Genomic DNA, 25784 nt, shown 5'->3' on the forward strand with positions numbered 1-25784 from the left:
ACAAACTCGGCCTCATCCGCCCCGGATCATGCATTTTGGAAATAAGTTTATAGCTAAATCAGGTAGTATTCCTGCCACCTTTTAACTTGATGCACAGGAATGTCATGCGCAGCACATCCCAAGCGGACGCCCGCGAAACCGTCCTTGAAGACGGCAAGCCCATCGTCACCACCACCGACCTGAAGGGTGGCCTGACTTACGCCAATTCGACCTTCATCGACGCCAGCGGCTACGCGGGCGAGGAACTGGCAGGGCGCGCGCAGAATTCGCTATACCATCCCGACATGCCGCCCGAGGTGGATGCCGACATGTGGCGCACGGTGCTGTCCGGCCAGCCGTGGCGCGGCCTGGTGAAGTACGCCCGCAAGGACGGCGGCTACTTCTGGTGCATCGCCAACGCCACGCCCGTCATCGAGAAGAACAAGACCACCGGCTTCATGTCGGTGTGCACCAAGCCCAAGCGCGAACAGATCCAGGAAGCCGAACAGCTGTACCGCACCGTGCGGGGCGGCAATCCGGACGGCGTGCGCATCGTGCGCGGCGCCGCCGCGCCGCGCGGCTGGCGCAAGGTCAGCAACGCGCTGCGCGACATCACGCTGTCGCAGCGCCTGGCGCTGTACTTCGGCGCCATGCTGGTGCTGGCGCTGGCCATGGCGGCCCACAGCTGGTTCCCCTACCGCGACAGCGTGCAGCTCCTGCTGGCGGTCCTGATGATCGCGGTGGCCGGATACGGCTGGCGCAATCTGCACGGCGCCGTGGTGGCGCCCATCCAGGCCAGCATCCACGCCACGCGCATCCTGGCCGGGGGCGACCTGACCACCCGCATGGCGGTGGACCGCCACGATGAAATCGGCCAGCTGCAGGCCTTTATCCGCCAGCTGAACCTGAACCTGGCGTCCATCCTGGTCGACATACGCGGCAACTTCGCGCTCACCCGCAGCACCACCACCCAGGTGCGCAGCGCCAATGCCGACCTGTCGGCCCGCACCGAGGCGCAGGCCTCCAACCTGGAGCAGACTTCCGCCCACATGGGCCAGATCACCGGCACCGTGAGCCAGACCGCCGACAACGTCACCACCGCCAGCGGCGTGGCCAGCGAAGCAACCGCGTTGGCCGAGCGCACCGGCGTGGCCGTGGCGCAGGTGGTGACGGCGATGAACGACATCAGCGCCTCGTCGCGCCAGATCGTGGACATCATCAGCCTGATCGACGGCATCGCCTTCCAGACCAACATCCTGTCGCTCAACGCGGCGGTGGAAGCGGCGCGCGCCGGCGAGAGCGGACGCGGTTTCGCCGTGGTGGCCAGCGAGGTGCGCAACCTGGCGCAGCGCAGCGCGGCGGCGGCCAAGGACATCAAGGCCCTGATCGACGCCTCGGCCGGCAAGATCGCCGCCGGCGCGGGCATGGCCAGCACCGCCGGGCAGGATATGGACGCGGTGATCGCGGCCATCGGCCAGGTGGCGGCCATCATGGGCGAAATCAGCGGTTCCACGCGCGAGCAGACCAGCGGCGTGAGCCAGGTGAAGGACGCCATCATGCAGCTGGACGAAGTCACGCGCCAGAACGCGCAGATGGTGGAAGAGGCTTCGCACGCCACCGGCGTGCTGGACCTGCAGGCGCAGGCCGTGGCCAAGGCGCTGGAGGTGTTCAAGCTGCCGCCGCAAGCTGGCGCGAAGGACAAGGCGCAGGTCAGCCTGGTGCACAGCGCGCCGCGCAAAGCCCCATCGGCGCAGGGACGCGGCGTGGCCGTGCAGGCCCGCCGCGCATAAGGCCAACCGGAGCCTGGACCGCCCCGCTGCAGGCACTAGGGGCGGACCTGCTGCCCGAGCAGCGCGCGGGCAGCCTCCTCGAACAGCTTGACGACGGCGCCGCCGGCGAACGGCGACGGCTCGCTGCTCAGCGTCAGCAGATACATCCCGATAGGCAGCGCCGGTTCCAGCACCCGCGCCTGGATGCGCGCGTTGGGCGCGGCCGCCGTCACCGGGTCCACGACGGCGTAGCCGTGGCCCGCCTCCACCATGGCCGACGCCATGTGGGCCGAATGCACCACGGTGAGAAATTGCTGCTCGTGGCCGCACAGCGCCAGGCAGCGCGCCACCTGCGAGCCCACCGGGGAACTTTCATCGAAACCAATCAGCTGGTCCGGCAGCGCGGCGATCGGCAGCGGCTTGGCGCATTCGGCCGCGCTCCAGGTGCCGGCAGGGGCGATCACCATCAGCGCGCTGCTGGCCAGCAGGCGGGCCGAGATGGAAGGATGGGCGGGATCGTTCAGCGTCAGGCCCACCTGGGCCGTGCGCAGCAGCAGCGACTCCACCACGCCCTGGGTCTGCGTGGAACTGAGGCGCAGGCGCAGCGCCGGGAATTGCCGGCGCAGATGGCCGCACAGCACCGGCGCGAAGTTGAGCGCCATGGTGGCGGTGGCGGCGATGTCCAGCGCGGCCAGCTCCGGCGTGCGCAGATTGGCGGCCAGGCGCTGTATCTTCTGCAGGCCGTGGTTCAGCATATCGGTTTCCACGAACAGGCGCTGCGCGTCGTCGGTTGCCACCAGGCGCCCGCCCACGCGCTGGAACAGCGCCACGCCCAGGCTGCGCTCCACGCTTTGCAGCAGCTTGGTGGCGGCCGGCTGCGAAATCGACAAGGCCTTGGCCGCCGCGCTGATCGAGCCGTGCTGCATCACGGCCTGGAATATCTCTATATGGCGCAAACGCATGCTTAGCGCGCCGCGTAGAAGGCTTTCATGAAGCGGTAGAAGTTCCACACGTCCACCTTGCTGGACATCTCGAACGTGGAGTGCATGCTAATCAGCGGCACGCCCATGTCGATCACTTCCATCTCCTGCTGCGACATGAAGCGGCCTATGGTGCCGCCGGTGCCCACGTCCACCTTGGGCGTGTGGGTCTGCCATGGAATCGAGGCCTGGTCCAGGATGGCGCGGATCCTGGCGGTGTATTCCGAGTTGGCGTCGAAGCCGCCGCCGTAGCGCTTGATGGTCACGCCGAAACCGATCTTGGCCGCGTTGGTGGCCTCGGTCGCTTCGGGGAAGATAGGCGAGATGCCGTCGTTGGTGTCGGCGCTCACCACTTGCGCGTGGCGCAGCGCGGTGCGCAGGTCAAGCTCGCTGTACTGCGCGCCCTTCTGGCCGCCGACCAGGCGCGCATACGCCGTGTTGAGCAGCTGCGACGATGCACCGGTGTTGTTGACCGAACCCACTTCCTCGAAGTTGGACAGGTAGGCAATCGCGGTCTGCGCCGGGGTGCCTTCCAGGTCCATCAGGGCGCGCAGCGCGCAGTAGGTGCTCAGGCGGTCGTCCTGGCCGTGCGAGCCCACCAGGCCGCGATCCAGGCCCACGTCGCGCGGCTGCGTGGCCGGCACCAGGTGCAGGTCGGCGCTGACGAAGTCTTCTTCCGTGATGCGGTATTTGTCTTTCAGCGCGCGCAGCACTTCGGCCACTACCGAGGATTTCTCGCCGGGGATGCTGCCGGCCACGGGGTCGAGTTCCTCGCCCTTGAATACTTCGGTGTAGCTGCGGTTGCGCAGGTCCTTGTCGGCGTGGGGCGCGGCGTCGCCGATGACGAACACCGGGTCGGCCGGGTTGAAGCCGATGGAGACCGGAATGGTGCGGCCGTCGGTGGTGTCGATGCGGCCGGTCAGCGCCAGCGGCACATTGGCCCACTGGTACTTCTTGATGCCGCCGTAGTACACGGTGTTGAACAGCGCCAGGCCGTCGCGCGCGGCGCCGTTCACGGGGCGCGCCTTGAGCGCGATGTGCGGGCTGTCGTGGTGGGTGCCCACCACGTGCGAGCCGGCCACCAGCGGCTGCTGGCCGATCACGGCCAGGATCACGGCGCGGTCGCGCGCCGGCAGGAACAGGCGCGCGCCCGGCTTCACCTGCTCGGGGCGGGTCAGCTCGGTGAAGCCGGCGGCCTTGGCCAGGCGGATCGCTTCGGCGGTGGCGGTGTAGGGGCTGCGCGCCACGGCCAGGTATTCCTTGTACTGCTCGGCAAAGCGGAACACTTCATCGCGCTGGCCGCCTTGCAGCGCCAGCCAGGACGACTTCTTGCCCGCCCAGACGCTGGCCGGAGCAGCATTATCCTGAGCCTGCGCCGGCGCGCCCGCGCATGCCCACGCCGCCATCACCATGAAGGCCAGCTTGCCGTATTGTTTCATTCACATCCCCTTGTCTTTATTCTTAAGCGGCGCCCTTGCCGCTAAAGGCGCTATGCTAAGGCGATGCCGCCGCGTTGGCAATCCTGGCGTATTAATCCGGGTTTTCCACGGTGTAGCCCTTGGCCTTCAGCGCGGCCAGGTAGCCGTCCGGCTTGAGTATGTCGGACAGGCGCAGCGTGGCGAAGCTGCTGGTATTGGCGGCCAGCGCTTTTTCGGCGGCGCCCACCCAGGAGGCCAGGATGCGCTCCTTCACGTTCTGGAAACCGGGCCTGTCCTTGGTGAATTCGGCGTTGCGCATGGCGTCGCCGCATTCGGTTTCCTGGTCCGGGTAGCTCAGTTTCTGGATCGCTTCCAGGTCGCCCTTGGCCCAGGCGTTGGCGCGCACGCGCATGGCGTCGATGTCGCTTTCCAGGCGCTCCAGCGTCTTGGCGAAGCAGGTGGCGTCGGCCAGCTGCGACTTCTTGAAATCCTTGATCAGTTTGGACGGTTCGTCCAGCGGCAGTTCGATGCCGGTGCCGGTGACCTTGATCTTGTGCTGCTTGACGATGCCGTCGATCTTGCGGTGCACCTCGTAGCCCTTGGACAGGCCGGCCTGCTGCATGCCTGCGGTGAACAGGGTCTCGGCGGCGAAGATGGGGCGCTCGCGTTCAATGCCGTCGTTGTCGCCGATGTATTTGGCTTTCAGCGGCAGCCAGCGCGCGTACACGTCGGCGGGCAGCACATCCTTCAGCGTGGCGCCGTCCGGATTTTTCTTCGCGCCGATCAGGTGGGGCAGCGAGGGCAGCAAGGCCAGGCCGCGGAAGAAACCCACCGAGACGGAGGCGCCCGGCGGCGCCAGGTATTCCTGCGACTGGGCCAGGATGGTTTCCACCTGCTGCGAACGCCATTCCATTTTCTGCGGCAGCGGCGAGTAGGTGCCGAACACCCACAGCACGTGGCCGTCCTTGCTCACCTTCCACAGGCCCGGTCCGGGCTTCTGGCCCACCACCAGGATTTTCTCCGGCACCGGCGCAGCGTCTTCCGGCGCCGACGGTTCGGCTTGAGCCCAAGCGGAGGCCAAAGGCAAAAACAGGCTCAGCGCCGGGAAAACGCGTTTCAGCATGGCAGGCATCCTTTCAATGTGAGATCCTCAAGGTTACTATTCTTGTATTTGTTGCGTGGCAATTTTTCAGGATGTTACAAAATGCCTAAACTCTTCCGCAAAATCGGTCCTGCGCTGCTGGCAGGCTTGCTGACACTGCCCGCCGGCGCGCAGGATTACCAGCGCGCCGGCGTGGCCGACAATATGCCGGTGTTCCAGCAGGCGCTCAAAGCCAGGCTGACCTTCCCCATGGCCTGGACGCCCCAGGTCAAGGACTTGCCGGCCTGGCGCAGCGCCGGCCGCGCCAAGCTGTGGGAGCTGACCTTGCAGGCGCCCGACACCACGCCTTTCCAGCCGCAGGTGATCGCCGAAATCGACCGGGGCAGCTATGTGGCGCGCCAGGTGGTGTTCAACCTGAGCGCGGACAGCCGCGTGCGCGCGCTGCTGCTGGTGCCGAAAGCCGCCGGCCGCCATCCCGCCGCGCTGATGCTGCACGACCACGGCGGCAAGTTCGACATCGGCAAGGAAAAAGCCATCCAGCCCTGGGGCGATACCGCGCTGGACGCGGCGCGCCTGGCCTCCTCGCAAGCTTGGGCCGACAAGCACTTCTCCGGCCGCTATCCGGGCGACGCGCTGGCAAAGCGCGGCTACGTGGTGCTGGCGGTGGACGCGCTGGGCTGGGGCGACCGGGGCCAGCTGACGGGCGACACGCAGCAGGCGCTGGCCGCCAACGCCTTCAACCTGGGCAGCTCGCTGGCCGGCATCATGGCGCTGGAGGACACGCGCGCGGCGGCCTTCCTGGCCTCGCTGCCGGAGGTGGATGCGCGCAAGGTGGCCGCCGTCGGCTTCTCCATGGGCGCCTTCCGCGCCTGGCAGGTGGCGGCGCTGTCGGACGATGTGAAGGCGGTGGTGGCGGCCAACTGGATGGCCACCACCGAAGGCCTGATGGTGCCGGGGAATAACCAGCTGCGCGGCAGTTCGGCATTCAATATGCTGCACCCCGGGCTGCTGCGGCACATGGACTACCCGGACGTGGCCAGCCTGGCGGCGCCCAAGCCGGCGCTGTTTTTCGCGGGCGCCGAGGACAGGCTGTTCCCGGCCGCGTCGGTGCAAACGGCTTACGGCAAGATGGCCAAGGTGTGGCGGGCCTGGGGCGCGCAGGACAAGTTCGACGCGCGCCTGCTGCCCGGCGGCCACGTCTTCCCGCAAGCGGAGCAGGACGCAGCCTACGACTGGCTGGAGCGCCAGTTTGCGCAAACGCCGGCAGACGGCGGGTTACGCGCTCCGCGCTAACCCGCCCTACGAATGTTGCGGAGGCGCTGCAAACGCGTAGGGCGGGTTAGGCGCCAGCCGTAACCCGCCAATGAGCCGCCACTCAACGCAGCAGCGCCAGCACCTGCGACGGGCTGCTGTGCGCCTGGGCGATCATGGCCATGCCGGCCTGCTGCAAAATCTGGTTGCGCGTGAGCTGCATGGTCTCGCTGGCGTAGTCCGTGTCCAGGATCCGCGAACGCGCGGCGGCCTGGTTGATGGCGCCGCCCTGCAAATCCTGCTGGCTGGCCGTGAGCCGGTTCTCGGTGGCCCCCAGCTTGGCGCGCAGCGCGTTGATGTCGTCCAGCTTGCCGTCCAGGTAATCCAGCGCCGCCGTCGCCGCCGCCGCAGTGCTCACGTCCACCGGCGGATCGCCCGAACTCACCGCCCGCTTCACGATCACGGTCTGCCCCGTGTCCTGCGGCGCGACCAGGCCCGCCCCAAACCCCGCCGCCCCCGGGCTCTTCCCGCCCACCAGCAAGCCTTTCGCGTCATGCGCGGCCACGCCGGTGATGGTGACCTCCTTCCGCAAGCTCGCATTGCCCAGCCCCAGCGAGGCGCCGGTGAAGCTGATGTCCGCGCCGTCCGCCGCCGTCAGCGTCAGCGTGCCGCCGCTGGCCGAGGCGCTCACGCCCGCTCCCGCCCCGCTGATGGCCGCCGCCGCGCTGGCGGCGAAGGCGCTGGCCGTGGCGCCGTTGATGGCGCCTATGGGCACGCCGTTGATCTCCATGGCGCCCGCCGCAATCCCCCCGCCCCCGCCCACCGTGCCGGTCAGCGTGGTGGCGGCGGTGGCGTTCAGCCCCGGCACGGCGGCCAGGTTGATGGCGGCGGCCACCGCATAGGCGCTGATACGCGAACGCCCCGTCCCCACTCCGTCCACGGTGGCGCCCACCGGCTGGCCGTTGAGCGTCAGGTCGCCCGCCCCCAGGCCGCCGGTCACATTGCCCACCGCGTTCAGCTGCAGCACCGGCACCTCGGCCGGGCGGACCATGGTCAGCCCCACCGGCAGCACCGCCGGCAGCGCCAGCGACAACGCCTGCCCGGCGTGCGCGCCGACCTGCAGCTGCTCGCGGAAATTGCCGTCCAATAGCTTGTGGCCGTTGAAAGTGGACTGGTCCAGGATCTGGTAATTGGCCTTCATCAGCGTATCGACCTCGCCCTGCAAGGCTTGGCGGTCGCCGATGCCGTAGGTGCCGTTGGCCGCCTGCACCGCCAGCTCGCGGATGCGCTGGAAATTCTCGCTGACCTGCCCGGCCGCTCCTTGCGCCACCTGCAACATTGATATGCTGTCATTGGCGTTCTGCGCGGCGCGCTGCATGCCCCGGATGGTGGCCGTCATGCGCTGCGTGATGGCCAGGCCCGCCGCGTCGTCCTTCGCCGAGTTCACCCGCTGCCCGCTGGAGAGCCGCTCCATGCTGCCGCCCACGGCCGACGCCGCGCGCTGCAGGCTATGCTGCGCGTTCAGTGAGGCCAGGTTGGAGTTGATTTGCATGATCGATGGGTAGACGGTTCTCCATCGGGTTAACGGCATTGAGCCGATGCAACTTTAGTTCAGGCGGGCAGCAGGGCGGGCAGTGTGGGCAGCGCCGGCAGCGATTCGGCGCGTTCGCGCAGCAGCGCCAGCTGGGGCGGGTCCATGCGCCCGGCGGCGCTTTGCAGATAGCGAGCGGCGCCGCTTACGCCGCCGCGTTCGGCCATGGTCAGCCACAGCCAGGCTTGCGCCATGTCCGCCGCCACGCCCTGGCCGCTGAAATACATCAGCCCCACATTGAACTGGGCGCGCGCATGACCCTGGGCCGCGGCTTTCTGGTACCAGGCCAGCGCCTCGCCGTAGTCGCGCAGCTGGCCGTGGCCGGTGTCGTAGCGCAGCGCCAGCGCGAACTGGGCCAGCGCGTGGCCCTGCTCGGCCGCCTTGCGGTACCACAGGCCGGCCTGCACGCTGTCCGGCGCCGGGCTGTCGTCGCTGTCGAGCAGCTGGCCCAGGCTGTATTGCGCGGCGGCGTAGTCCTGCTCGGCCGCCTTGCGGTACCAGGCGATGGCCTTGCGGCCGTCCTGCGGCACGCCGCGCCCGGTTTCATAGCGCAGGCCGAGGTCGAACTGCGCGCGCAGATGGCCCTGGTCGGCCGCCTTGCGGTACCAGAACACGGCTTCCTGCGCGTCCTGCACCACGCCGTGGCCGTTGTCGTACAGCAGACCCAGGTGGTATTGCGCGGCCGGATAGCCCTGCTCGGCCGCCATGCGGTACCAGTGCTGCGCCTGTTCGTGGTCCTGCTCCACGCCCTGGCCGTGGTCATAGCGCAGGCCCAGGTTGTTCTGCGCGGCCGCGTGGCCCAGCGCGGCGGCCTTGCGGTACCAGTGCAGCGCCTTCTGCTCGTCGCGCGGCACGCCGCCGCTGCCGTCGTCGTAGATCAGGCCGAGATTGAACTGGGAGCTGGCGTGGTCCTGCTCGGCGGCGCAGCGGTACCACTGGATGGCCTGCTGGCAGTCCTGCGGCACGCCGTCGCCCTTGTCGTAGCGCAGCGCCAGGTTGAACTGGGCCGGCGCATAGCCCTGGTTGGCCGCCTTGCGGTACCAGGACATGGCCTGGTGCGCGTCCTTGGCCACGCCCTGCCCGTTGTCGTAGCGCAGGCCGAGGTTGAACTGCGCGCGCGCATAGCCCTGCTCGGCCGCCTTGCGGTACCAGGCGATGGCCTGCTTGAAGTCCTGCGGCACGCCCTTGCCGGTGTCGTACATCATGCCCAGGTTGTTCTGCGCGCCGGCGTCGCCCTGCTCGGCCGCCTTGCTGAACCAGTGCATGGCCTGCTGCGTGTCCTGCTGCAAGCCCTGGCCCTTGGCGTACATCCAGCCCAGGTTGTACTGCGCCGCCGCATAGCCCTGCTCGGCCGATAGCTGGTACCAGCGCGCCGCTTCCGCCAGGTCCTGCTTCAGGCCCTGGCCTTTCTGGCACATCACGCCCAGGTTGTACTGCGCGTGTTCCAGGCCGGCGGTGGCGGCCTGGCGGTACCAGGCCACGGCCAGCTCGTAGCTCTGCGCCACGCCCTGCCCGTTGAAGTACATAAAGCCCAGGCTGTGCTGGGCATTGGCCACGCCGCGCTCGGCTAGGTCTTTGATGCGCAGGAATTCGGCGGTGTAGTTCTCCGGCCCCGGACCGGCAGCCGGCGCGTGCGCTTCGGATGCGGAGAATTTCTGCATGGCCGGTTCCGCCGCGTCAGGCCTGGAAGGCCGCCAGCACGGGCGGCGCCAGTTCGGTGCGCAGATGCTCCGGCGCCTGCTGCTGCAGCACGCCGATAAAGCTGGTCAGCGAAATCGGGCGATGGTACAGATAGCCCTGCATGGTGCTGCAGCCGTTGGCCTGCAGGTAGCGCGCCTGGATCTCGGTCTCCACGCCTTCCGCCACCAGGTGCAGGCCCAGGCCGCGCGCGATCGAGATAATGGCCAGGATCACCGGATAGTGGCCCTGCTCGTCGTGGATCTCCTTGACGAAGCTCTGGTCGATCTTGATGGTGTGGATGGGGAAGCGGTGCAGATAGGACAGCGACGAGTAGCCGGTGCCGAAATCATCGATCGCCACGGACACGCCCAGCTGGCACAGCTTGTTCAGCTGCTCGATGGCGTACAGCGGATTGCGGATGCAGATGTTCTCGGTGATCTCCACCTCGATCTGCGCCGGCGAAATGCCGTAGCGCGTGAGCGCGCCGCGCATCTTCTCGAAGAAGTCGCCCCGGTCCAGGTATTGCGGCGACAGGTTCAGCGACAGGCGGATGGCCTCGCCGCCGGCCGCGTTCCACTGCAGCAGGTCGCGGCACAGCGCGCCCAGCATCCAGTCCGAGATCGGCAGCATCAGGCCGTTCTCTTCGGCGAAGGGCAGGAACTCGCCGGCCGACAGCAGGCCGCGCTGCGGATGGTTCCAGCGCATCAGGCCTTCGGCGCCGATGATGCGGCCGGTGGCCACGTCGATCTGCGGCTGGTAGTACATTTCCAGTTCGTTCTGCTCCAGCGCGCGGCGCAGCGCCTGCTCCAGCGCGATCTTCTGGTGCGACATGTCCAGCATGGAGTTGTGATAGAAGCTGTGGCCGTTCTTGCCCAGCGCCTTCACCTGATACATGGCGATGTCCGCGTGGCGCAGCAGCTCGTCTATGCTCTCGCCGTCGCTCGGATACACGGCGATGCCGATCGAGGCCGAGATGTGCACCTGATGGCCGTCCAGGTCGAACGGCTTCTGCAGGCTTTCCAGGAATTTTTCGGCGATCACCTTGGCGTCGGTGCGGTCGCGCAGCTCCGGCAGCACGATGGTGAATTCGTCGCCGCCCTGGCGCGCCAGCGTGTCGCCCTTGCGCAGGCATTCCTTCAGGCGCAGCGCGGCCTGCTGCAGCAGCTCGTCGCCCTTGACGTGGCCCAGCGTGTCGTTGACCAGCTTGAAGCGGTCCAGGTCCACGAACATCACGGCCAGCTCGGTGAGCTTGCGCTTGGCCTGGATCACGGCCAGGCCCAGGCGGTCCTTGAACAGCATGCGGTTCGGCAGGTCGGTCAGGATGTCGTGGTAGGCCTGGTAGGAAATCACTTCCTCGGCGCGCTTGCGGTCGGTGATGTCGCGCGCCACGCCGTAGATGCCGTAGTGCGCCTGCGCGGACTGCTCCGGCAGGTGCACGCCGATGGCGTTCATCGGCATCGTCAGCAGGGTGTTGCTGAAGGTGCGCTCGATGCCGTTACCCTTGCACTTCAGGCGCAGCTCCACGTGGCGCGAGGTGCGCTCGTCCACGCGGCGTTCATTGAACACATAGCGCGCGCGCTCCAGGTCCTCGTCGTGTATCAGCACCGAATAGTGCTTGCCCAGCAGCTCTTCGCGCGTGAAGCCCAGCAGCTGGTAGGCGCGGTCGTTGACGAAGGTGAACTGGCCTTCCTGGTTCAGGGTGTAGATGATGTCCGGCGAGCTATCCACCAGGCTGCGGTACATGCGCTCCGAGGTTTCCAGGCGCTGCGCAATGCGTTCGTTGTCCACCGCCAGGCGGCGCTGCGCCAGCGCGTTTTCCACCGTCTTGAGCAGCTCCTCGCGGCTGTAAGGCTTGCGCAGGTAGTCGTAGGCGCCGCGCTTGAGCGCGCCGATGGCCGCCTCGATGCCGACGTCGCCGCTCATCACGATCACGTCGCTGTCGATGCCGCGCCCGTTCATGAAGTCCATGATCTCGTGGCCGCTCATGTCCGGCAGGCGCAGGTCCAGCAGCACCAGGTCGAACTTCACCTTGGTCAGCTGGGCCAGGGCCTCGCTGCCGCAGGTGGCGGTCACCAGGTGGTAGTCGCGGTCGCGCAGCAGCTCGTACAGGGAGGACAGGAGGCGCGGCTCATCGTCCACCAGCAGCAGCCGGGGACAGAATTCGCTCGCCGTGGAGACTGGGGCGCTTACACTCGTTGCGTCGGTTGCCGGATGCGGGGTTTGCGCGTTCATTATACGGAGTCCATCGCCCGCGCTTGCGCGCCGGCGGTGAGGGTGGTGCTGCCCCGTGCGGGCAGCAGGATTTCAAAAGTGGTGCCGGTCTTGCCGCTGCGGCAGGTGATCATGCCGTTCAGCTTCTTGACCAGGCTGTGGACGATGGACAAGCCCAGCCCGTGGTGCTTGCCTTCCTTGCTGCTGCGTACCGGCGTAAACAAATTGGCCAGCACTTCGGTCGACAGGCCGGGGCCATTGTCGGCGATCACCAGCTCCAGGTAAAGCTTGCGCTCGCGGTTCACATGGCCACGGTTGGCCACTTCGATGCGGCCGCCGTCGGGCAAGGCCTCGACCGCATTCTTGACCAGGTTGACCAGGATCTGTTTCAGGATGTCGGCGTCGCCGTCGATCTCGGCCGGCTCGTCCTGCATGCGCACCAGGATCTGCACCGAGGCCGGCACGAAGTCGGTGGCGCGGAACAGGCGCAGCACGTCGTCCACCACGCGCGCCACGTCGGTCACGCGGTTGCCCTCGGTGGGCTGCAGGTCGGCCAGGCCGTTGATCAGGGAGCCGACGCGGTCGATCTCCTCGTTCAGGATGGACATCTCGCCCACCACCGGCTCGCGCCGCGCCAGCTTGGTGTCCAGCACCGACAGGTAGTTCTTGATGATGGACAGCGGGTTGTTCACCTCGTGCACCACGCGGCGCGAGGCCTCGCGGTATTCCTCGGCCACGTGGGCAATCTGGCGGCGCGCATGCCCGCGTTCGGAGAGCTGGGTCTCCAGCGCGGCGGCGGCCTGGTTGCCGAAGGCCTGCAGGAAGCGCTCGCGCTTGTGGTAGGAAGGCAGCTGCCAGGCGGCCGCGCCGCCCACCAGCACGCCCAGGCAGCGCTGCCCGGCCACCAGCGGCACGCACACAAAACTCTCGGTGCCGAGGATGCGGAACAGCTGCTCCTCGGAGATGCCGACCGGCGCCGCGCCCTGCCCCGCCTTGCTCAGGTAGGCCACGCGGCGTTCACGCGCGGCGTCCGCCACGGTGCCGCCCTTGGCCAGCGGGATGGAGAATTCGGCCAGGCGCTGCTGCTGCTCGCCGGCCGCCATGCCCACTAGCGCGTGCCCGGTGGGGTTCTCCAGCAGGATCACGGTGTTGTCGAAGTCGAACAGGATGCGCGCCGAGCGCGTCATCGCTTCCAGCATGCCGGTCTCGCCGGTCTGGCGCGCGAAGGTCTGGCCCATTTCGGACACCAGCACCATATTGCGCACTTCCTCGGACAGGCGCTGCTGCACCGGGTCCACCGGCGGCGGCGGCGCGTAGGCGGTGGGCGCGACGATGTCGTCCGCCCCGGCCAGCTCGATGCCCAGATAGGCTGCCGATTTCTCCACCTGGCGCGCGGCCGCGTGGCAGATCACGTGCAGCGCGTCGCTGTCGATGGCGCACAGGCCGGCGGCCGCTTCGATGGCCTCGTCCTCGTCTTCGTGGCAGCACAGCAGGTGCGCCAGGCGCACGATGCGTATCAGGGGATGGGCCGCTTCCAGGCGCGCCACCGGCTCGTGGTGGTACAGCACGGAATCGGCCAGGAAGGAGTCCAGGTTCCAGCGCTCGATCAGCCAGGCGCCCGCTTCGGAGTGCGTGATCTGCAGCGTGCGCTGCTCCACGGCGCACAGGTCCTCGTCGTCGCGCGCGGTGAAGTTGAAGGCGTATTCCTTGGGCGCGGTGGCCAGCAGCGCCAGGCGGCCCACGTTGTGCAGCAGGCCGGCCAGATAGGCCTCCTCCACGTGCGGGTAGTCGAGCTGCTTGGCGATGTCGCGCGCGATGACGGCGGTGGTGAGCGAACCTTTCCAGAAGCTGCGCAGATCGGTGCTGCCGGAATGCGGGAAGCTGTTAAAGGTCTGGAACACGGATTCGCTGATCACCAGCGTCTTGATCATGTCGGTGCCGAGCGACACCAGCGACTGCTCCAGCCCCACGGCGCGGTTGTTGCGGTGGTAGGCGGAGCTGTTGGCGACCGACAGGATTTTGCTGGTCATGCCGGCATCCTTGGCGATCAGGGCGGCCAACTCCGGCATGCCGGCGTCGTCGGCCTGCAAGTGCTCTATCAACTTGATGAGTATCTGCGGCATGGCCGGCAGACGGGCAATCAGCAAGCGATTGCGAATATCATGGTCTGATTGATGCATCGTATCAAGCATTGCCGCCAAGGAACTTCGTCGAGGAGTGGACGGCGCTCAACGGCAAGGCGCGCCCGCATTAATATTTAAACCAACTGTCGTAAAACAAGGCACCAAAAAAAGTGATAGTAGCATAAACAACTAAGATAACTTATCGGCAAGATAAATTTCTCGCTAAACTTATCACACTTTCCAGCCGATAACTACCACCCGCTTATTGCGTCAGAAGCATGCTCCGGTAATGCCGCGCCGTCAACCAGAATGCAAGCGCCGTCACGGTAAAGGCCAGCTGCCCGTAGGCCAACCACAACACTGAGTCCGACAGCACCGGCGCGATGGCGCCGGCCACCACCGCGCCCAGCAGCGTGGTGGCGAAAGACTGGCAGGAAGCGACCGTGCCGCGGATGTGGGGAAACAGGTCCAGGCCCAGCAACGTGGCGGCCGGCGCCACCACCGACATGCCGAAGGTGTAGAAGAACAGCGGCGCCACGCTCCACGGCAGCGACGGCGGCAGAAACAAATGGTAAGCCACGTTGAAGGTGGCGGCCGTGATCAGGAAGCAGAAGCCGACGCCGATCTGGCGCGCGAAACTCATCTTGCCCGCGATGCGGTTGGCCGCCAGCGCGCCGAGGAAAATGCCGCTCACGGCCGGGATGAACAGCCAGCCGAACTGGTCCGGCCCGAGGCCGAGGTGGCGCGGCAGCATCACCGGCGCCGCCGTGATGTAGACGAACAGGCCGGCGAAATTGAAGGCCACCACGCCGGACTTCAGGTGGAACAGCGGCGAGGACAGGATGGTGCGATAGCTGTGCACCAGGTAGCGCGGGTTGAAAGGCTGGCGCCGGGACGGCGGCAGCGTTTCCGGCAGGCGGCGCCAGCACACCACGAACAGGCCCACCGTGTAGACGAACAGGAACAGGAAGATGGCGCGCCACTCCAGGTACTTCACGATGACGCCGCCCAGCACCGGCGCCACGGCGGGCGCGATGGAGAAGATCATGGTGACCATGGACAGCAGGCGCGCGGCGTGCGCGTCCGCATACAGGTCGCGGATGATGGCGCGGCCCACCACCACGCCGGCGCCGGCCGACACGCCTTGCAGCACGCGGAAGAACCACAGGTAATGCACCGAATGCGCGGCGGCGCAGCCCATGGTGCCGATGGCGAACAGCACCAGCGACACCAGCACCACGTTGCGCCGTCCGAAAGCGTCGGCCAGCGCGCCGTGCCACAGCACCATGCCGGCGAAGGCCAGCATGTAGGCCGTCAGCGTCTGCTGCACTTCCAGCGGCGTGGCGTGCAGCGAGGCCTGGATGTTGGGGAAGGCCGGCAGATAGGCGTCGATGGAGAACGGCCCCAGCATGGACAGCGAGGCCAGCACGATGGCCAGCGCGAAGGCGCTCAGCGGTTTGGCGTGGCTGGGTTCAGGCGGGGGGATCTCGGCGACCGGATCGGGCGGGAGATTGGCGGGCGGAGTGGGGAACATTGACGGTCTCGCGGCGGAGGTTGGCGGGTTACGCGGGGCTGCGCCCCGCTAACCCGCCCTACGCGGATTCACGGATTTCGCTAATTGCGTAGATACTGTTATGCCGGTCAAGCGTTTTGAAGCTCCTGATTGAATGGTTTGCCAGATTTTAAGACGCCGAAAGCAACGTGGACGAGCTTGCGCATCATGGCGCCGATCACCAGCTTGGCCGGCTTGCCTGCTGCTTGTAGGCGGGTGCGGAACTGGCGCCCCCAGTCGGTGCGGTACAGCGCCACCATAGCCGGCATGTACAGATTTTTGCGCAGATGCGCGTGGCCGATCTTGGACATCCGGGGCCGCTGCTTCACGCTTGATCCGGACTCATGTTGGCGCGGATCGAGGCCTGCAAAGGCGGCAGCCTGCCGACCGTTGTCGAAGCGCCCGGCATGCATGCCATAGGCCAGCAGTAACGCAATGGTATTGTCCCCGACACCGGGAATGGTATCGAGTAAGTCGCGTCTGCCGCGCATGTCGGGATCGTCGTTGATGTGATCACGTACGCGCTTGCGCAGCTGTTTAATCTGCTCGCCGAGCCAGGCAATATGCTGTTCGATATCGGCCCGGACCGATTCGCGCGCCACGTCCAGGCGGTTCGTTTCCTGCGTCTGCATGGCCAGCAGCGCATCCAGGCGCAGCACCATCGCTTTCAATTCCTGTTCGCTCAGCGGCGGCGGCTGCCATGCTTCCGGACCATGCTTGGCGCAGAACTCGGCAATGACCTTGGCGTCGACCTGGTCGGTCTTGGTGCGCACCAGCTGCGCCTGGGAAAACGCCTTGATCTGGGCCGGATTGACGACACTGACGCGGTAGCCCCGACGGGCAAAGAACTCCGCGATCGCCTCCCAATAGACGCCAGTGGCCTCCATGCAGATATGGGGCAACCCGTCCGTATGACTCTGCAGCCACGCTTCCAGTTTGGCAAAGCCAGCCTGGGTGTTTTCTACAACTTTCGCACGGTGTTTGCCCGTTTCCAGGCGCAGTGCGCAATCGACCTTCAATTTGGCGACATCTATACCAAGACACAACATTACTCTTCTCCTGATCAACCTTGCAAATGCGGGCTCACGGCACGCCGGGCCAAAGATACTGTTCGATCTTTAATGGAATAAGAGCAACTGCTGCGAAATCTACATCACGATCTTGGCGACCAAGGGCGGGTACGGCATCCAGTTGCTCTGCCCCGACGTTCCGTTTTCGGGGCAGATGGAATAATACAAGGGCGGGTTAGGCGGCACGCCGTAACCCGCCAGGACGGGCCGGCGGCCGCCTTTGCATCAGCCTTTCGGCTTGGCTTCTTCGCGGCGGTTGTAGCCCGCCACCATATCGAAGCGGAACAAACGGCATTCCAGCGCGCCGTTGAAGAACGGCGTCTTGCGCGCTTCCTTCAGGCGCAGCAGCTTGGGCAGGCCCAGGTCCGCCGTGAACAGGAAGGCGGTCCAGCCGGCGAAGCGCTGCTTGAGCGTGGTGCCGAAGGCCGAGTAGAACGAAGTCGCCAGTTCATCTTCCGGCAGCGTGCTGTCGCCGCGCACGCCGATACGCTCGCCATACGGCGGATTGGTCAGCAGGATGCCCGGCTGCTCGGTCGGCGCCTTCACTTCCTGCGCCTCGATCTGCTTGAGCGGAATGTCGAACATGATGCCGGCGCACTTCAGGTTGTGGCGCGTCATGGCCACCATGTCGCCCGAGATGTCGGAACCGAAAATGGTCGGCTCGGACGGCAGCGGATTCGGCTTGATGGCGTTTTTCATGTCCATCCATGCGCCCTGCTCGAAGTCGTGGAACTTCTCGAAGGCGAAACGGCGGCGCGCGCCGGGCGGAATGCCCTGCACCATCTGCGCCGCTTCGCACAGGATGGTGCCGGAACCGCACATGGGGTCGAACAGCGGCGTGCCCGGCTTCCAGCCCGACACGCGCAGCAGGCCGGCGGCCAGGTTTTCGCGCAGCGGCGCGTCGCCCGTTTCATCGCGCCAGCCGCGCTTGAACAGCGCTTCGCCCGAGGTGTCCAGGTAGACGATGTACTGGTGCGCGTCCAGGAAGCCGACAATGCGCATGTCCGGCTCGCGGGTGTTCACCGACGGGCGCGAACCGTACATGTCGCGGAAGCGGTCGCAGATCGCGTCCTTGATCTTCAGCGTGGTGAACTCCAGGCTTTTCAGCGGCGACTTCACCGCCGTCACATCCACGCGGATGGTGTGGTCCACGCCGAACCACTCTTCCCACGGCTGCTCCAGGGTCAAGTCGTAGATGTCGTTCTCGTTCTTGTAGCCGCCGGCGGCCATGCGCATCAGCACGCGCGAAGCAATGCGCGAGTGCAGGTTGACGCGGTAGGAATCCTCCAGCGAACCGGAGCAGTGCACGCCGCCCGGCACCTGGTTGTGCACCTTGAGCGTGCTGCCGGGCAGCTGCGTGATTTCAGTCAGTTCTTCGGCCAGCGCCGCTTCCATGCCGCGCGGGCATGGGCAAAAATAGGAAGCCATAGGGGTACCTTTTATCCGTTAAAAAAAACGCTGCGCCTGCGCGCAGCGCGTACATCACGAGGCCAGCGCCCGCTCGAGGAAATCGAGACGGTCCTGGCCCCAGAAACTTTCGCCATCGAGCACATACCACGGCGAGCCGAAAATATTGGCGGCCGTGGCGGCTTCGGTGTTCTTGTCGTATTCGGCCTGCACACTGGCCGTCTGCGACGATTTGGTCAGCGCGCGGCCGTCCAGGCCGCAGCTGTTTGCGATCTGCACCAGCGTCTCTTCGTCGCCGATGTTGCGCTCCTCCGCCCACAGGCCGCGCATGATGGCGCCGGACAGCTGCAGCGCCGTGTCCACGCCGTGCGTCAGGCGCGCGGCGATGATGAGCCGGGCCGCCGCATCCGGCGACACCGGGAAGAACTTCGGCTGCAAGGTCAGCGGCACGCCGAGGAATGCCGACCAGCGCGCCAGCTCCACCAGGCGGTAAGCCTGGCGCTGCGGCGCGCGCTTGGCCAGCGGCAGCCCGCCGGACACGCCAAACACCTTGCCCAGATCGAAGGGACGGATGTCGATCTGCGCGCCGTGCGCCTTGGCCAGCGCCACGAAACGCTCGTGGCCCAGGTAGCTCCACGGCGAATGCGGGGCAAAGTAGTATTGGCAGGTCTTGCTCATGCGCTGCTCGCTTTCTCAGAAAGGTTTCACAACTACGAGGATGATAATCGCCAGCAGCATCAGCACCGGCACTTCATTAAACCAGCGGTACCACGTATGGCTGCGCGTGTTCGCGCCGCGCTCGAACTTCTTCAGGATGGCGCCACAGGCGTGCGAATAGCCTATCGCCAGGATGACCAGCGCGAGCTTGGCGTGCATCCAGCCCGGCATCTTGAAGCTGCCATTGCCGCCATACTGCAGCCACAGCAGCCACGCGCCCAGCAGCACCGCCGGCACCGACAGCATCATCATGAAGCGGTACAGCTTGCGCGCCATCAGCAGCAGGCGCTCGCGGCTCACGCTCTCCTTCTCCAGCGCCAGGTTCACGAAAATGCGCGGCAGGTAGAACAGCCCGGAGAACCAGGACACGACGAACAGGATGTGGAACGCTTTTACCCAGAGCATGGAGATCTTTCTATTTGCGCACTTCGCCGTGGCCGAAGACCACGTACTTCATCGACGTCAGGCCTTCCAGGCCCACCGGTCCGCGCGCGTGCAGCTTGTCGTTCGAGATGCCGATTTCGGCGCCCAGGCCGTATTCAAAGCCGTCCGCGAAACGGGTGGACGCGTTCACCATCACGGAAGCGGAATCGACTTCGCGCAGGAAGCGCATGGCGTCGCTGTAGTCTTCGGTGATGATGGACTCGGTGTGCTTGGACGACCAGGTGCTGATGTGGTCCATCGCCTCATCGATGCCTTCCACCACGCGCACCGCCAGAATAGGCGCCAGGTATTCGGTCGCCCAGTCTTCCTCGGTGGCGCGCACCAGCTGCGGGTAGCCTTCCAGGATCTTGTAGGATTCCGGATCGCAGCGCAGCTCCACCTTCTCGGCCGCGTACAGCTTGGCCAGTTCCGGCAGCACCCGCGGCGCAATGGCGCGCGCCACCAGCAGCGTTTCCATGGTGTTGCACGGGCTGTAGCGCTGGCACTTGGCGTTGAAGGCCACGTCCAGCGCCTTCTTCATGTCGGCCATGGCGTCGATGTAGACGTGGCAGATGCCGTCCAGGTGCTTGATCATCGGCACCGTGGCTTCCTTCATCAGGCGCGAGATCAGGCCCTTGCCGCCGCGCGGCACGATGACGTCCACGTACTGCGGCATGGTGATCAGGGCGCCGACGGCGGCGCGGTCGGTGGTGTCCACCACCTGCACGCCGTCCGCAGGCAGGCCGGCGCCTTGCAGGCCTTCCATCACCAGCTTGGCCAGCGCGCGGTTGCAGTGGATGGCTTCGGAGCCGCCGCGCAAAATGGTGGCGTTGCCGCTCTTGATGCACAGGCCGGCCGCGTCCACCGTGACGTTGGGGCGGGCTTCGTAGATGATGCCGATGACGCCCAGCGGCACGCGCATCTGGCCCACCTGGATGCCGCTCGGACGGAATTTCAGGCCGCTGATTTCGCCGATGGGGTCCGGCAGCGCCACGATCTGGCGCAGGCCTTCGACCATGGTGGCGATGGCTTTGTCGGACAGCGTGAGGCGGTCCAGCAGGGCCGGCGCCAGGCCGGCGGCGGCGGCCGCGTCCAGGTCCAGCTGGTTGGCGGCGCGCAGGGCGGCCGCGTCGCGTTCGATCGCGTCGGCGATCAGCAGCAGCGCGCGGTTGCGCTGCGCGCTGTCGGCGCGGGCCATGGCGCGCGATGCAAGGCGCGCCTGCCGGCCCACTTGTTCCATGTACTGCGTGATGTCCATTTCAGTCCCGTTCAGTTCCGGCGGGTTACGGCGCTGCGCGCCTGACCCGCCCTGCGTGTTAGCGTGCTCCATGCCGGATCGTAGGGCGGGTTAGCGCGCAGCGCGTAACCCGCCAACCCGGCCGCCACAACTAGCCGCGCGCCACCTTCAGCGCCAGCTGCAGCATTGCGTCCCATGCGTCGCCCGCGTATGCCTTGGCGCGCAGGCCCTTGATCATCTTATCGATTTGCGCCGCTTCCTGCAGCGCAGCTTCCAGCAGCTGCAGCGACACGCGCCGCAGCGCCGGTTCCATCATGCGTTCCTTCGGCCCCCAGATGCGGTACTCCTTGAGCAGCGCGCCCAGCGGCCGTCCCTGCGCCATCCCGGCCTTGAGCTTGAGCAGCGTGCGGATTTCTTCCGACACCGCCCACAGCACCAGCGGCAGCGCTTCGCCTTCGCCCTTCAAGCCTTCGAGCATCCGCACCAGCCGCGCGGGATCGCCGGACAGCATCGCTTCACTCAATTTGAACACATCATAGCGCGCCACGTTCAGCACCGCGTCATGCACTTGTTCGTATGCCAGCTTGCCCGCTTCGTGCAGCAGGCCCAGTTTCTGTATCTCCTGATGCGCCGCCAGCAGATTGCCTTCAACGCGGTCGGCGATGAAGTCTATGCTCTGGCGGTCCGCGCTCTGGCCTTGCGCGGCCAGGCGCGATCCTATCCAGCCCGGCAGCTGCGCGCGCTCGACATTCGGAATGTCGATGTACACGGCGGCCTGCTGCAGGCTGGCCACCCAGGCCGCCTTCTGCGTCTGCCAGTCCAGCTTGGGCAGGGTGATCAGCGTCAGGTTGTCCGGGCTTAAATCCTTCACGTAATTCTGCAGCGCCGCGCCGCCGTCCTTGCCCGGCTTGCCGGTCGGGATGCGCAGCTCGATCAGCTTCTTGTCGCCGAACAGGGACAAGGCCTGGTTCGCCGCCAGCAGCTCGCCCCACTTGAAGCTGCGCTCCACGGTGAGCACGTCGCGCTCGGAATAGCCCTGCGCGCGCGCGCTGCGGCGGATTTTGTCCGCCGCTTCCAGCGCCAGCAGGTGCTCGTCGCTGGTGATGACGTAGAGCTGCGCCAGCGGCTTGCTCAAATGCCCGTCCAGCGCTTCCAGCCTCAGTTGCATACGTTGTTACTCATCCGTTTATTCCTTGGGCGCCGCCACCGGCACCGCAGGCGCCAGCGACAATGCCGCCACCGGCTTGATGGCCGCCATGCGGCGCATCATCTGCTGCACCAGGTCGGTCTGCATGTCCTTGTACAGCAGCGCCTCTTCCTGCTCCTTCGCCAGCAGCTGGGTTTCGTCGAAGGTGATGGGACGATTCAAGCTGATGCTGGTCGGCGCAAGCAGCTCGTTGCCGAGCTTGTCCCGCACGCGGAACACGATGGTGTAGGCCAGCAGGTACTCGCGCACGCGGCCATTTTTGTTCAGGGACAGAATGGTCTTGGTGCGGGTTTTTTCCGGGTCGGTCAGCACCTCGATCACGCCGTCGGCCTGGGCCGGGTCGGACACCACCACCGTATTGCCGTTGACGCGGATATTGCGCTTGAGGTCAATCGCCAGCGGCGACGACTCCGGCAGGCCCACATACATGGCCGGGAAAGGCAGCGTGTAGTGCCCGCCCGAGCCGCGCAGATGGAAGCCGCAAGCCGACAGCGAACCGGCCAGCGCCGCCGCCACCAGCAGCGCGCCGGCGCCGCGTTTCAGAACATGGGTGGTGGTCTTCATGCTTACACCACGATGTTGACGAGTTTGCCCGGCACCACGATGACCTTCTTCGGCGTGCCTTCGATGAACTTCTGCACGCTTTCCTCGGCCAGCGCGGCGGCTTCAATGGCGGCCTTGTCGGCGCCCTTGGCCACTTTCACCGAACCGCGCAGCTTGCCGTTCACCTGTATCATCATCTCGATCTCGGACTGCTCCAGCGCGGCGGCGTCCACTTGCGGCCACGGCGCGTTCAGCAGGTCGCCCATCGCCTTGCCGTAGCCCAGCTCTTCCCACAGCACGTGGGTGATGTGCGGCGCCACTGGGTTCAGCAGGCGCAGGAAGATGGCGTAGCCTTCGGAGACGACGGCGTTCGATTCCGCGCTGTCGTCCAGCTTGGCCGACTCCATGGTGTTGAGCATCTTCATGCAGGCCGACACCACGGTGTTGTACTGGATGCGCTTCAGGTCATAGTCGGCCTGCTGCAGGATCTTGTGCAGTTCGCGGCGCAGGGTTTTCTGCGCGTCGCCCGCCACGGCCGCCGACACGGCGCCGGTGGAGCCCGCCGCTTCGATGCGGGCCTTCTGCGCGTAGCCGTACGCCCACACGCGGCGCAGGAAGCGGTTCGCGCCTTCCACGCCGGAGCCGGACCATTCCAGCGTCTGCTCGGGCGGCGAGGCGAACATCGTGAACAAACGGGCCGTGTCGGCGCCGTACTGCTCGATCTGCGCGGCCGGGTCGATGCCGTTGTTCTTCGACTTGGACATCTTTTCCGTGCCGCCGATGTTCACCGGCTGGCCGTCGTCCTTCAGCAGCGCGCTTTGCGGGCGGCCCTTGTCGTCGGTGGTCAGATTGATGTCGGCCGGGTTGTACCAGGTCTTCTTGCCTGCCGCGTCTTCGCGGTAGTAGGTCTCGTTCAGCACCATGCCCTGGGTCAGCAGGTTGACGAAAGGCTCGTCAAACTTCACCAGGCCGAAATCGCGCATGATCTTGGTCCAGAAGCGCGCGTACAGCAAGTGCATCACGGCGTGCTCGATGCCGCCGATGTACTGGTCCATCGGCATCCAGTAGTCGTTGCGCTCGTCAACCATGGCGTTCGCGCCCGGCGAGGTATAGCGCATGTAGTACCACGACGAATCGACGAAGGTGTCCATGGTGTCGGTTTCGCGGCGCGCAGGCTTGCCGCACTGCGGGCAGTCGCACTTCAGGAAGGCTTCGTATTTGTTCAGCGGGTTGCCGGTGCCGTCCGGCACGCAGTCTTCCGGCAGCACGACAGGCAGGTCTTTTTCCGGCACAGGCACCGAACCGCAGTCGGCGCAGTGGATCATCGGGATCGGCGTGCCCCAGTAGCGCTGGCGCGAAATGCCCCAGTCGCGCAGGCGGAAGGTGATCTTCTTCTCGCCCAGGCCCTTGGCTTCCATGTCGGCGGCAACCGCATCGACAGCGGCGGCGTAGTTCAGGCCGTCGTACTTGCCCGAGTTGGTGACGATGGACACTTCCTTGTCGCCATACCATTCCTGCCACTCGGTGCTGGAGAACGCCGGGTTGGCGGCGGTGGTGATGACCTGCTTGATCGGCAGATTGTATTTGTTGGCGAAGGCGAAATCGCGCTCGTCATGCGCAGGCACGCCCATCACGGCGCCGTCGCCGTAGGTGATCAGCACATAGTTGCCGACCCAGACTTCGACCTGCGCGCCGGTCAGCGGATGGGTGACGAACAGGCCGGTCGGCATGCCCTTCTTCTCCATCGTGGCCATGTCGGCTTCGATCACGGAGCCCATCTTGCACTCGGCGATGAAGGCCTGCAGTTCAGGGTTGTTCTGCGCGGCGTGCGTGGCCAGCGGGTGCTCGGCGGCGACGGCGCAGAAGGTCACGCCCATGATAGTGTCCGGACGGGTGGTGAAGACGAACATCTTGCCGTCCTGGATCAAGTTGCCGTCGGCGTCCTTGATCTCGTGCGGGAAGGCGAAGCGCACGCCGGTCGATTTGCCGATCCAGTTGGTCTGCATGGTGCGCACGCGCTCGGGCCAGCCCGGCAGCTTGGTGTCCACGTATTCCAGCAGCTCGTCGGCGTAGTCGGTGATGCGGGCGTAGTACATCGGGATTTCGCGCTTTTCAATCAGCGCGCCGGAACGCCAGCCGCGGCCGTCCACCACCTGCTCGTTGGCCAGCACGGTCTGGTCGATCGGGTCCCAGTTCACGGTGCCGGTCTTTTTGTAGATGATGCCTTTTTCCAGCATCTTCAGGAACATCCACTGGTTCCACTTGTAGTACTCGGGCTTGCACGCGGTCATTTCGCGCGACCAGTCAATGGCCAGGCCCATGGATTCCATCTGCTCGCGCATATGGGCGATATTGGAATACGTCCACTGCGCCGGCGGCACGTTGTTGGCCATGGCCGCGTTTTCCGCAGGCATGCCGAACGCGTCCCAGCCCATGGGCATGAGCACGTTGTAGCCGTTCATGCGCAGGTAGCGGTACATCACGTCGTTGATTGTATAGTTGCGCACGTGGCCCATGTGCAGCTTGCCCGAAGGGTAAGGCAGCATCGAGCAAGCGTAGTACTTGCCTTTAGGGAAACGTGGGTCGTTTTCTACCGCTTTGTAGGCATCAATCGCCTTCCAGTGGGATTGGGCGGCTTTTTCAACGTCGGCGGGACTATATTTATCTTGCATGATGTGTGCGGCCAGTATGAAATATTGGTGGATATGAACCGGTCATTATAACAGCATGCACTATAAGGAATTTCCGCCCCACCCAGCCTTGCGCCCGTATGTCGCGTGCCTGTGGGCAAGCGCGTCCGGCGGGGTGGCGCGGGACGGCCGCCCGGTCTCGCACCGCGTCCTGCCGGACAACTGCATCGACATCCTGTGGCAGGACACCGGCGCGCCGGCCTTTGCCGTCGGCATGATGACGCGCGCCATCCACGTGGCGTCCGGGCAGACCGTGCGCACGGTGGCGGTGCGCTTCAGGCCCGGCGCGGCCGGCCTGTTCCTGCAGCCCGCCCTGCCCCTGCACCAGTTGGCCGACCGGCGCACCGAACTGGACCTGTTGTGGGGCCGCAGCGACGCCGACCGCCTGGCCGACGGCCTGTGGGGCGGCGCGCTGGACGAAGGGCGGCGCATAGCCCTGATAGAACGCCATCTGATGGCGCGCCTGGCCGGGCTAGGCGGCGCGGCGGCCTCTCCGGCCGGCGCCCTGGTGGCCGCGGCGCTGCACGCCATCGACGGCAGCGGCGGCGCCCTGCGCATCGAGGCCCTGGCCGATGGCCTGGGCGTGTCGCGCCAGCACCTGGCGGCGCAGTTCCGCGCCAGGGTGGGCCTGACGCCGAAAATGTACGCCCGCATCTGCCGCTTCCGCCGCGCCACCGGCGCGCTGGCGCAGGCCGCAGCGCCGGACTGGGCCGGGCTGGCCCTGGACTGCGGCTATTTCGACCAGTCCCATCTGATCCACGACTTCCAGGAGTTTTCCGGCGGCGCGCCGGAAAGCTTCCTGCGCTGATTCCATTTTTCCAATCGCGGCCGCTG

Annotated in this window: 19 protein-coding genes; 3 read left to right on the forward strand and 16 right to left on the reverse strand. The window is 66.2% G+C overall.

The features are described 5' to 3' along the window. Window positions 1–104: 104 nt before the first annotated feature. On the forward strand, window positions 105–1769 hold the full coding sequence (locus KT882_RS29570) for a methyl-accepting chemotaxis protein (protein WP_228893996.1): 1665 nt from the start codon (window positions 105–107) through the stop codon (window positions 1767–1769). 35 nt (window positions 1770–1804) lie between these two features. Here KT882_RS29570 and KT882_RS29575 read toward each other — a convergent pair whose 3' ends face one another. The 3 genes from KT882_RS29575 to KT882_RS29585 form a co-directional block, all read right to left on the reverse strand. Next, window positions 1805–2710 carry a LysR family transcriptional regulator gene (locus KT882_RS29575; RefSeq protein WP_228893997.1) on the reverse strand — a complete coding sequence of 302 codons (906 nt, stop codon included), beginning with the start codon at window positions 2708–2710 and terminating at the stop codon, window positions 1805–1807. Between the two features lie 2 nt (window positions 2711–2712). Then, complete coding sequence (locus KT882_RS29580; RefSeq protein WP_228893998.1) at window positions 2713–4167, reverse strand: zinc-binding metallopeptidase family protein; 1455 nt, start codon at window positions 4165–4167, stop codon at window positions 2713–2715. Between the two features lie 91 nt (window positions 4168–4258). Further along, complete coding sequence (locus KT882_RS29585; protein ID WP_161070962.1) at window positions 4259–5269, reverse strand: TraB/GumN family protein; 1011 nt, start codon at window positions 5267–5269, stop codon at window positions 4259–4261. 81 nt (window positions 5270–5350) lie between these two features. Between KT882_RS29585 and KT882_RS29590 the strand changes: the two genes are divergently transcribed. After that, a complete protein-coding gene (locus KT882_RS29590) occupies window positions 5351–6541 on the forward strand; it encodes a dienelactone hydrolase family protein (protein WP_161070963.1) in 1191 nt (396 codons plus the stop codon). An 82-nt stretch (window positions 6542–6623) separates the two neighbouring features. Here KT882_RS29590 and KT882_RS29595 read toward each other — a convergent pair whose 3' ends face one another. From KT882_RS29595 to leuS, 13 genes are all read right to left on the reverse strand, one after another. Further along, window positions 6624–8051, reverse strand: coding sequence for a flagellin N-terminal helical domain-containing protein (locus KT882_RS29595; protein ID WP_161070964.1), 1428 nt, complete (start codon window positions 8049–8051; stop codon window positions 6624–6626). 59 nt (window positions 8052–8110) lie between these two features. Continuing rightward, window positions 8111–9751 (reverse strand): tetratricopeptide repeat protein, encoded by a 1641-nt coding sequence (locus KT882_RS29600; RefSeq protein WP_161070965.1) that lies wholly within the window; start codon window positions 9749–9751, stop codon window positions 8111–8113. Window positions 9752–9767: 16 nt separating this feature from the next. After that, window positions 9768–12002, reverse strand: coding sequence for a putative bifunctional diguanylate cyclase/phosphodiesterase (locus KT882_RS29605; protein ID WP_161070966.1), 2235 nt, complete (start codon window positions 12000–12002; stop codon window positions 9768–9770). Then, window positions 12002–14104, reverse strand: a complete 2103-nt coding sequence (locus KT882_RS29610; RefSeq protein ID WP_161071113.1) for an HDOD domain-containing protein — start codon at window positions 14102–14104, stop codon at window positions 12002–12004. Before KT882_RS29610 ends, KT882_RS29605 begins: the two co-directional genes overlap by 1 nt. A gap of 262 nt (window positions 14105–14366) precedes the next feature. Beyond that, window positions 14367–15638, reverse strand: coding sequence for a multidrug effflux MFS transporter (locus KT882_RS29615; protein WP_161070967.1), 1272 nt, complete (start codon window positions 15636–15638; stop codon window positions 14367–14369). A gap of 107 nt (window positions 15639–15745) precedes the next feature. Beyond that, window positions 15746–16705 carry an IS110 family RNA-guided transposase gene (locus tag KT882_RS29620; protein ID WP_228892791.1) on the reverse strand — a complete coding sequence of 320 codons (960 nt, stop codon included), beginning with the start codon at window positions 16703–16705 and terminating at the stop codon, window positions 15746–15748. Between the two features lie 246 nt (window positions 16706–16951). Further along, window positions 16952–18154: a THUMP domain-containing class I SAM-dependent RNA methyltransferase gene (locus KT882_RS29625; protein ID WP_371869324.1), complete on the reverse strand. Its 1203-nt coding sequence runs from the start codon at window positions 18152–18154 to the stop codon at window positions 16952–16954. A gap of 54 nt (window positions 18155–18208) precedes the next feature. Continuing rightward, the gene (locus KT882_RS29630) at window positions 18209–18811 is read right to left on the reverse strand and encodes a 2-hydroxychromene-2-carboxylate isomerase (protein ID WP_161070968.1); all 603 of its coding nucleotides are present in this window, start codon (window positions 18809–18811) and stop codon (window positions 18209–18211) included. 15 nt (window positions 18812–18826) lie between these two features. Next, window positions 18827–19255, reverse strand: a complete 429-nt coding sequence (locus tag KT882_RS29635) for a CopD family protein (protein ID WP_228893999.1) — start codon at window positions 19253–19255, stop codon at window positions 18827–18829. A gap of 10 nt (window positions 19256–19265) precedes the next feature. Then, window positions 19266–20531 carry a glutamate-5-semialdehyde dehydrogenase gene (locus KT882_RS29640; RefSeq protein WP_161071115.1) on the reverse strand — a complete coding sequence of 422 codons (1266 nt, stop codon included), beginning with the start codon at window positions 20529–20531 and terminating at the stop codon, window positions 19266–19268. 130 nt (window positions 20532–20661) lie between these two features. Continuing rightward, entirely contained in the window at window positions 20662–21678 is a 1017-nt protein-coding gene (gene holA, locus KT882_RS29645; RefSeq protein ID WP_228894000.1) for a DNA polymerase III subunit delta, read from the reverse strand. Window positions 21679–21696: 18 nt separating this feature from the next. After that, window positions 21697–22281, reverse strand: coding sequence for an LPS-assembly lipoprotein LptE (locus tag KT882_RS29650; RefSeq protein WP_161070971.1), 585 nt, complete (start codon window positions 22279–22281; stop codon window positions 21697–21699). Between the two features lie 2 nt (window positions 22282–22283). Next, on the reverse strand, window positions 22284–24932 hold the full coding sequence (leuS, locus tag KT882_RS29655; protein ID WP_228894001.1) for a leucine--tRNA ligase: 2649 nt from the start codon (window positions 24930–24932) through the stop codon (window positions 22284–22286). A 55-nt stretch (window positions 24933–24987) separates the two neighbouring features. Here leuS and KT882_RS29660 point away from each other — a divergent pair, with 55 nt between their 5' ends. After that, complete coding sequence (locus tag KT882_RS29660) at window positions 24988–25758, forward strand: AraC family transcriptional regulator (RefSeq protein ID WP_228894002.1); 771 nt, start codon at window positions 24988–24990, stop codon at window positions 25756–25758. Window positions 25759–25784: the final 26 nt, after the last annotated feature.

Origin of the sequence: Pseudoduganella aquatica (assembly GCF_020865585.1) — a bacterium.
Classification (GTDB): Bacteria; Pseudomonadota; Gammaproteobacteria; order Burkholderiales; family Burkholderiaceae_D; genus Rugamonas; species Rugamonas aquatica_A.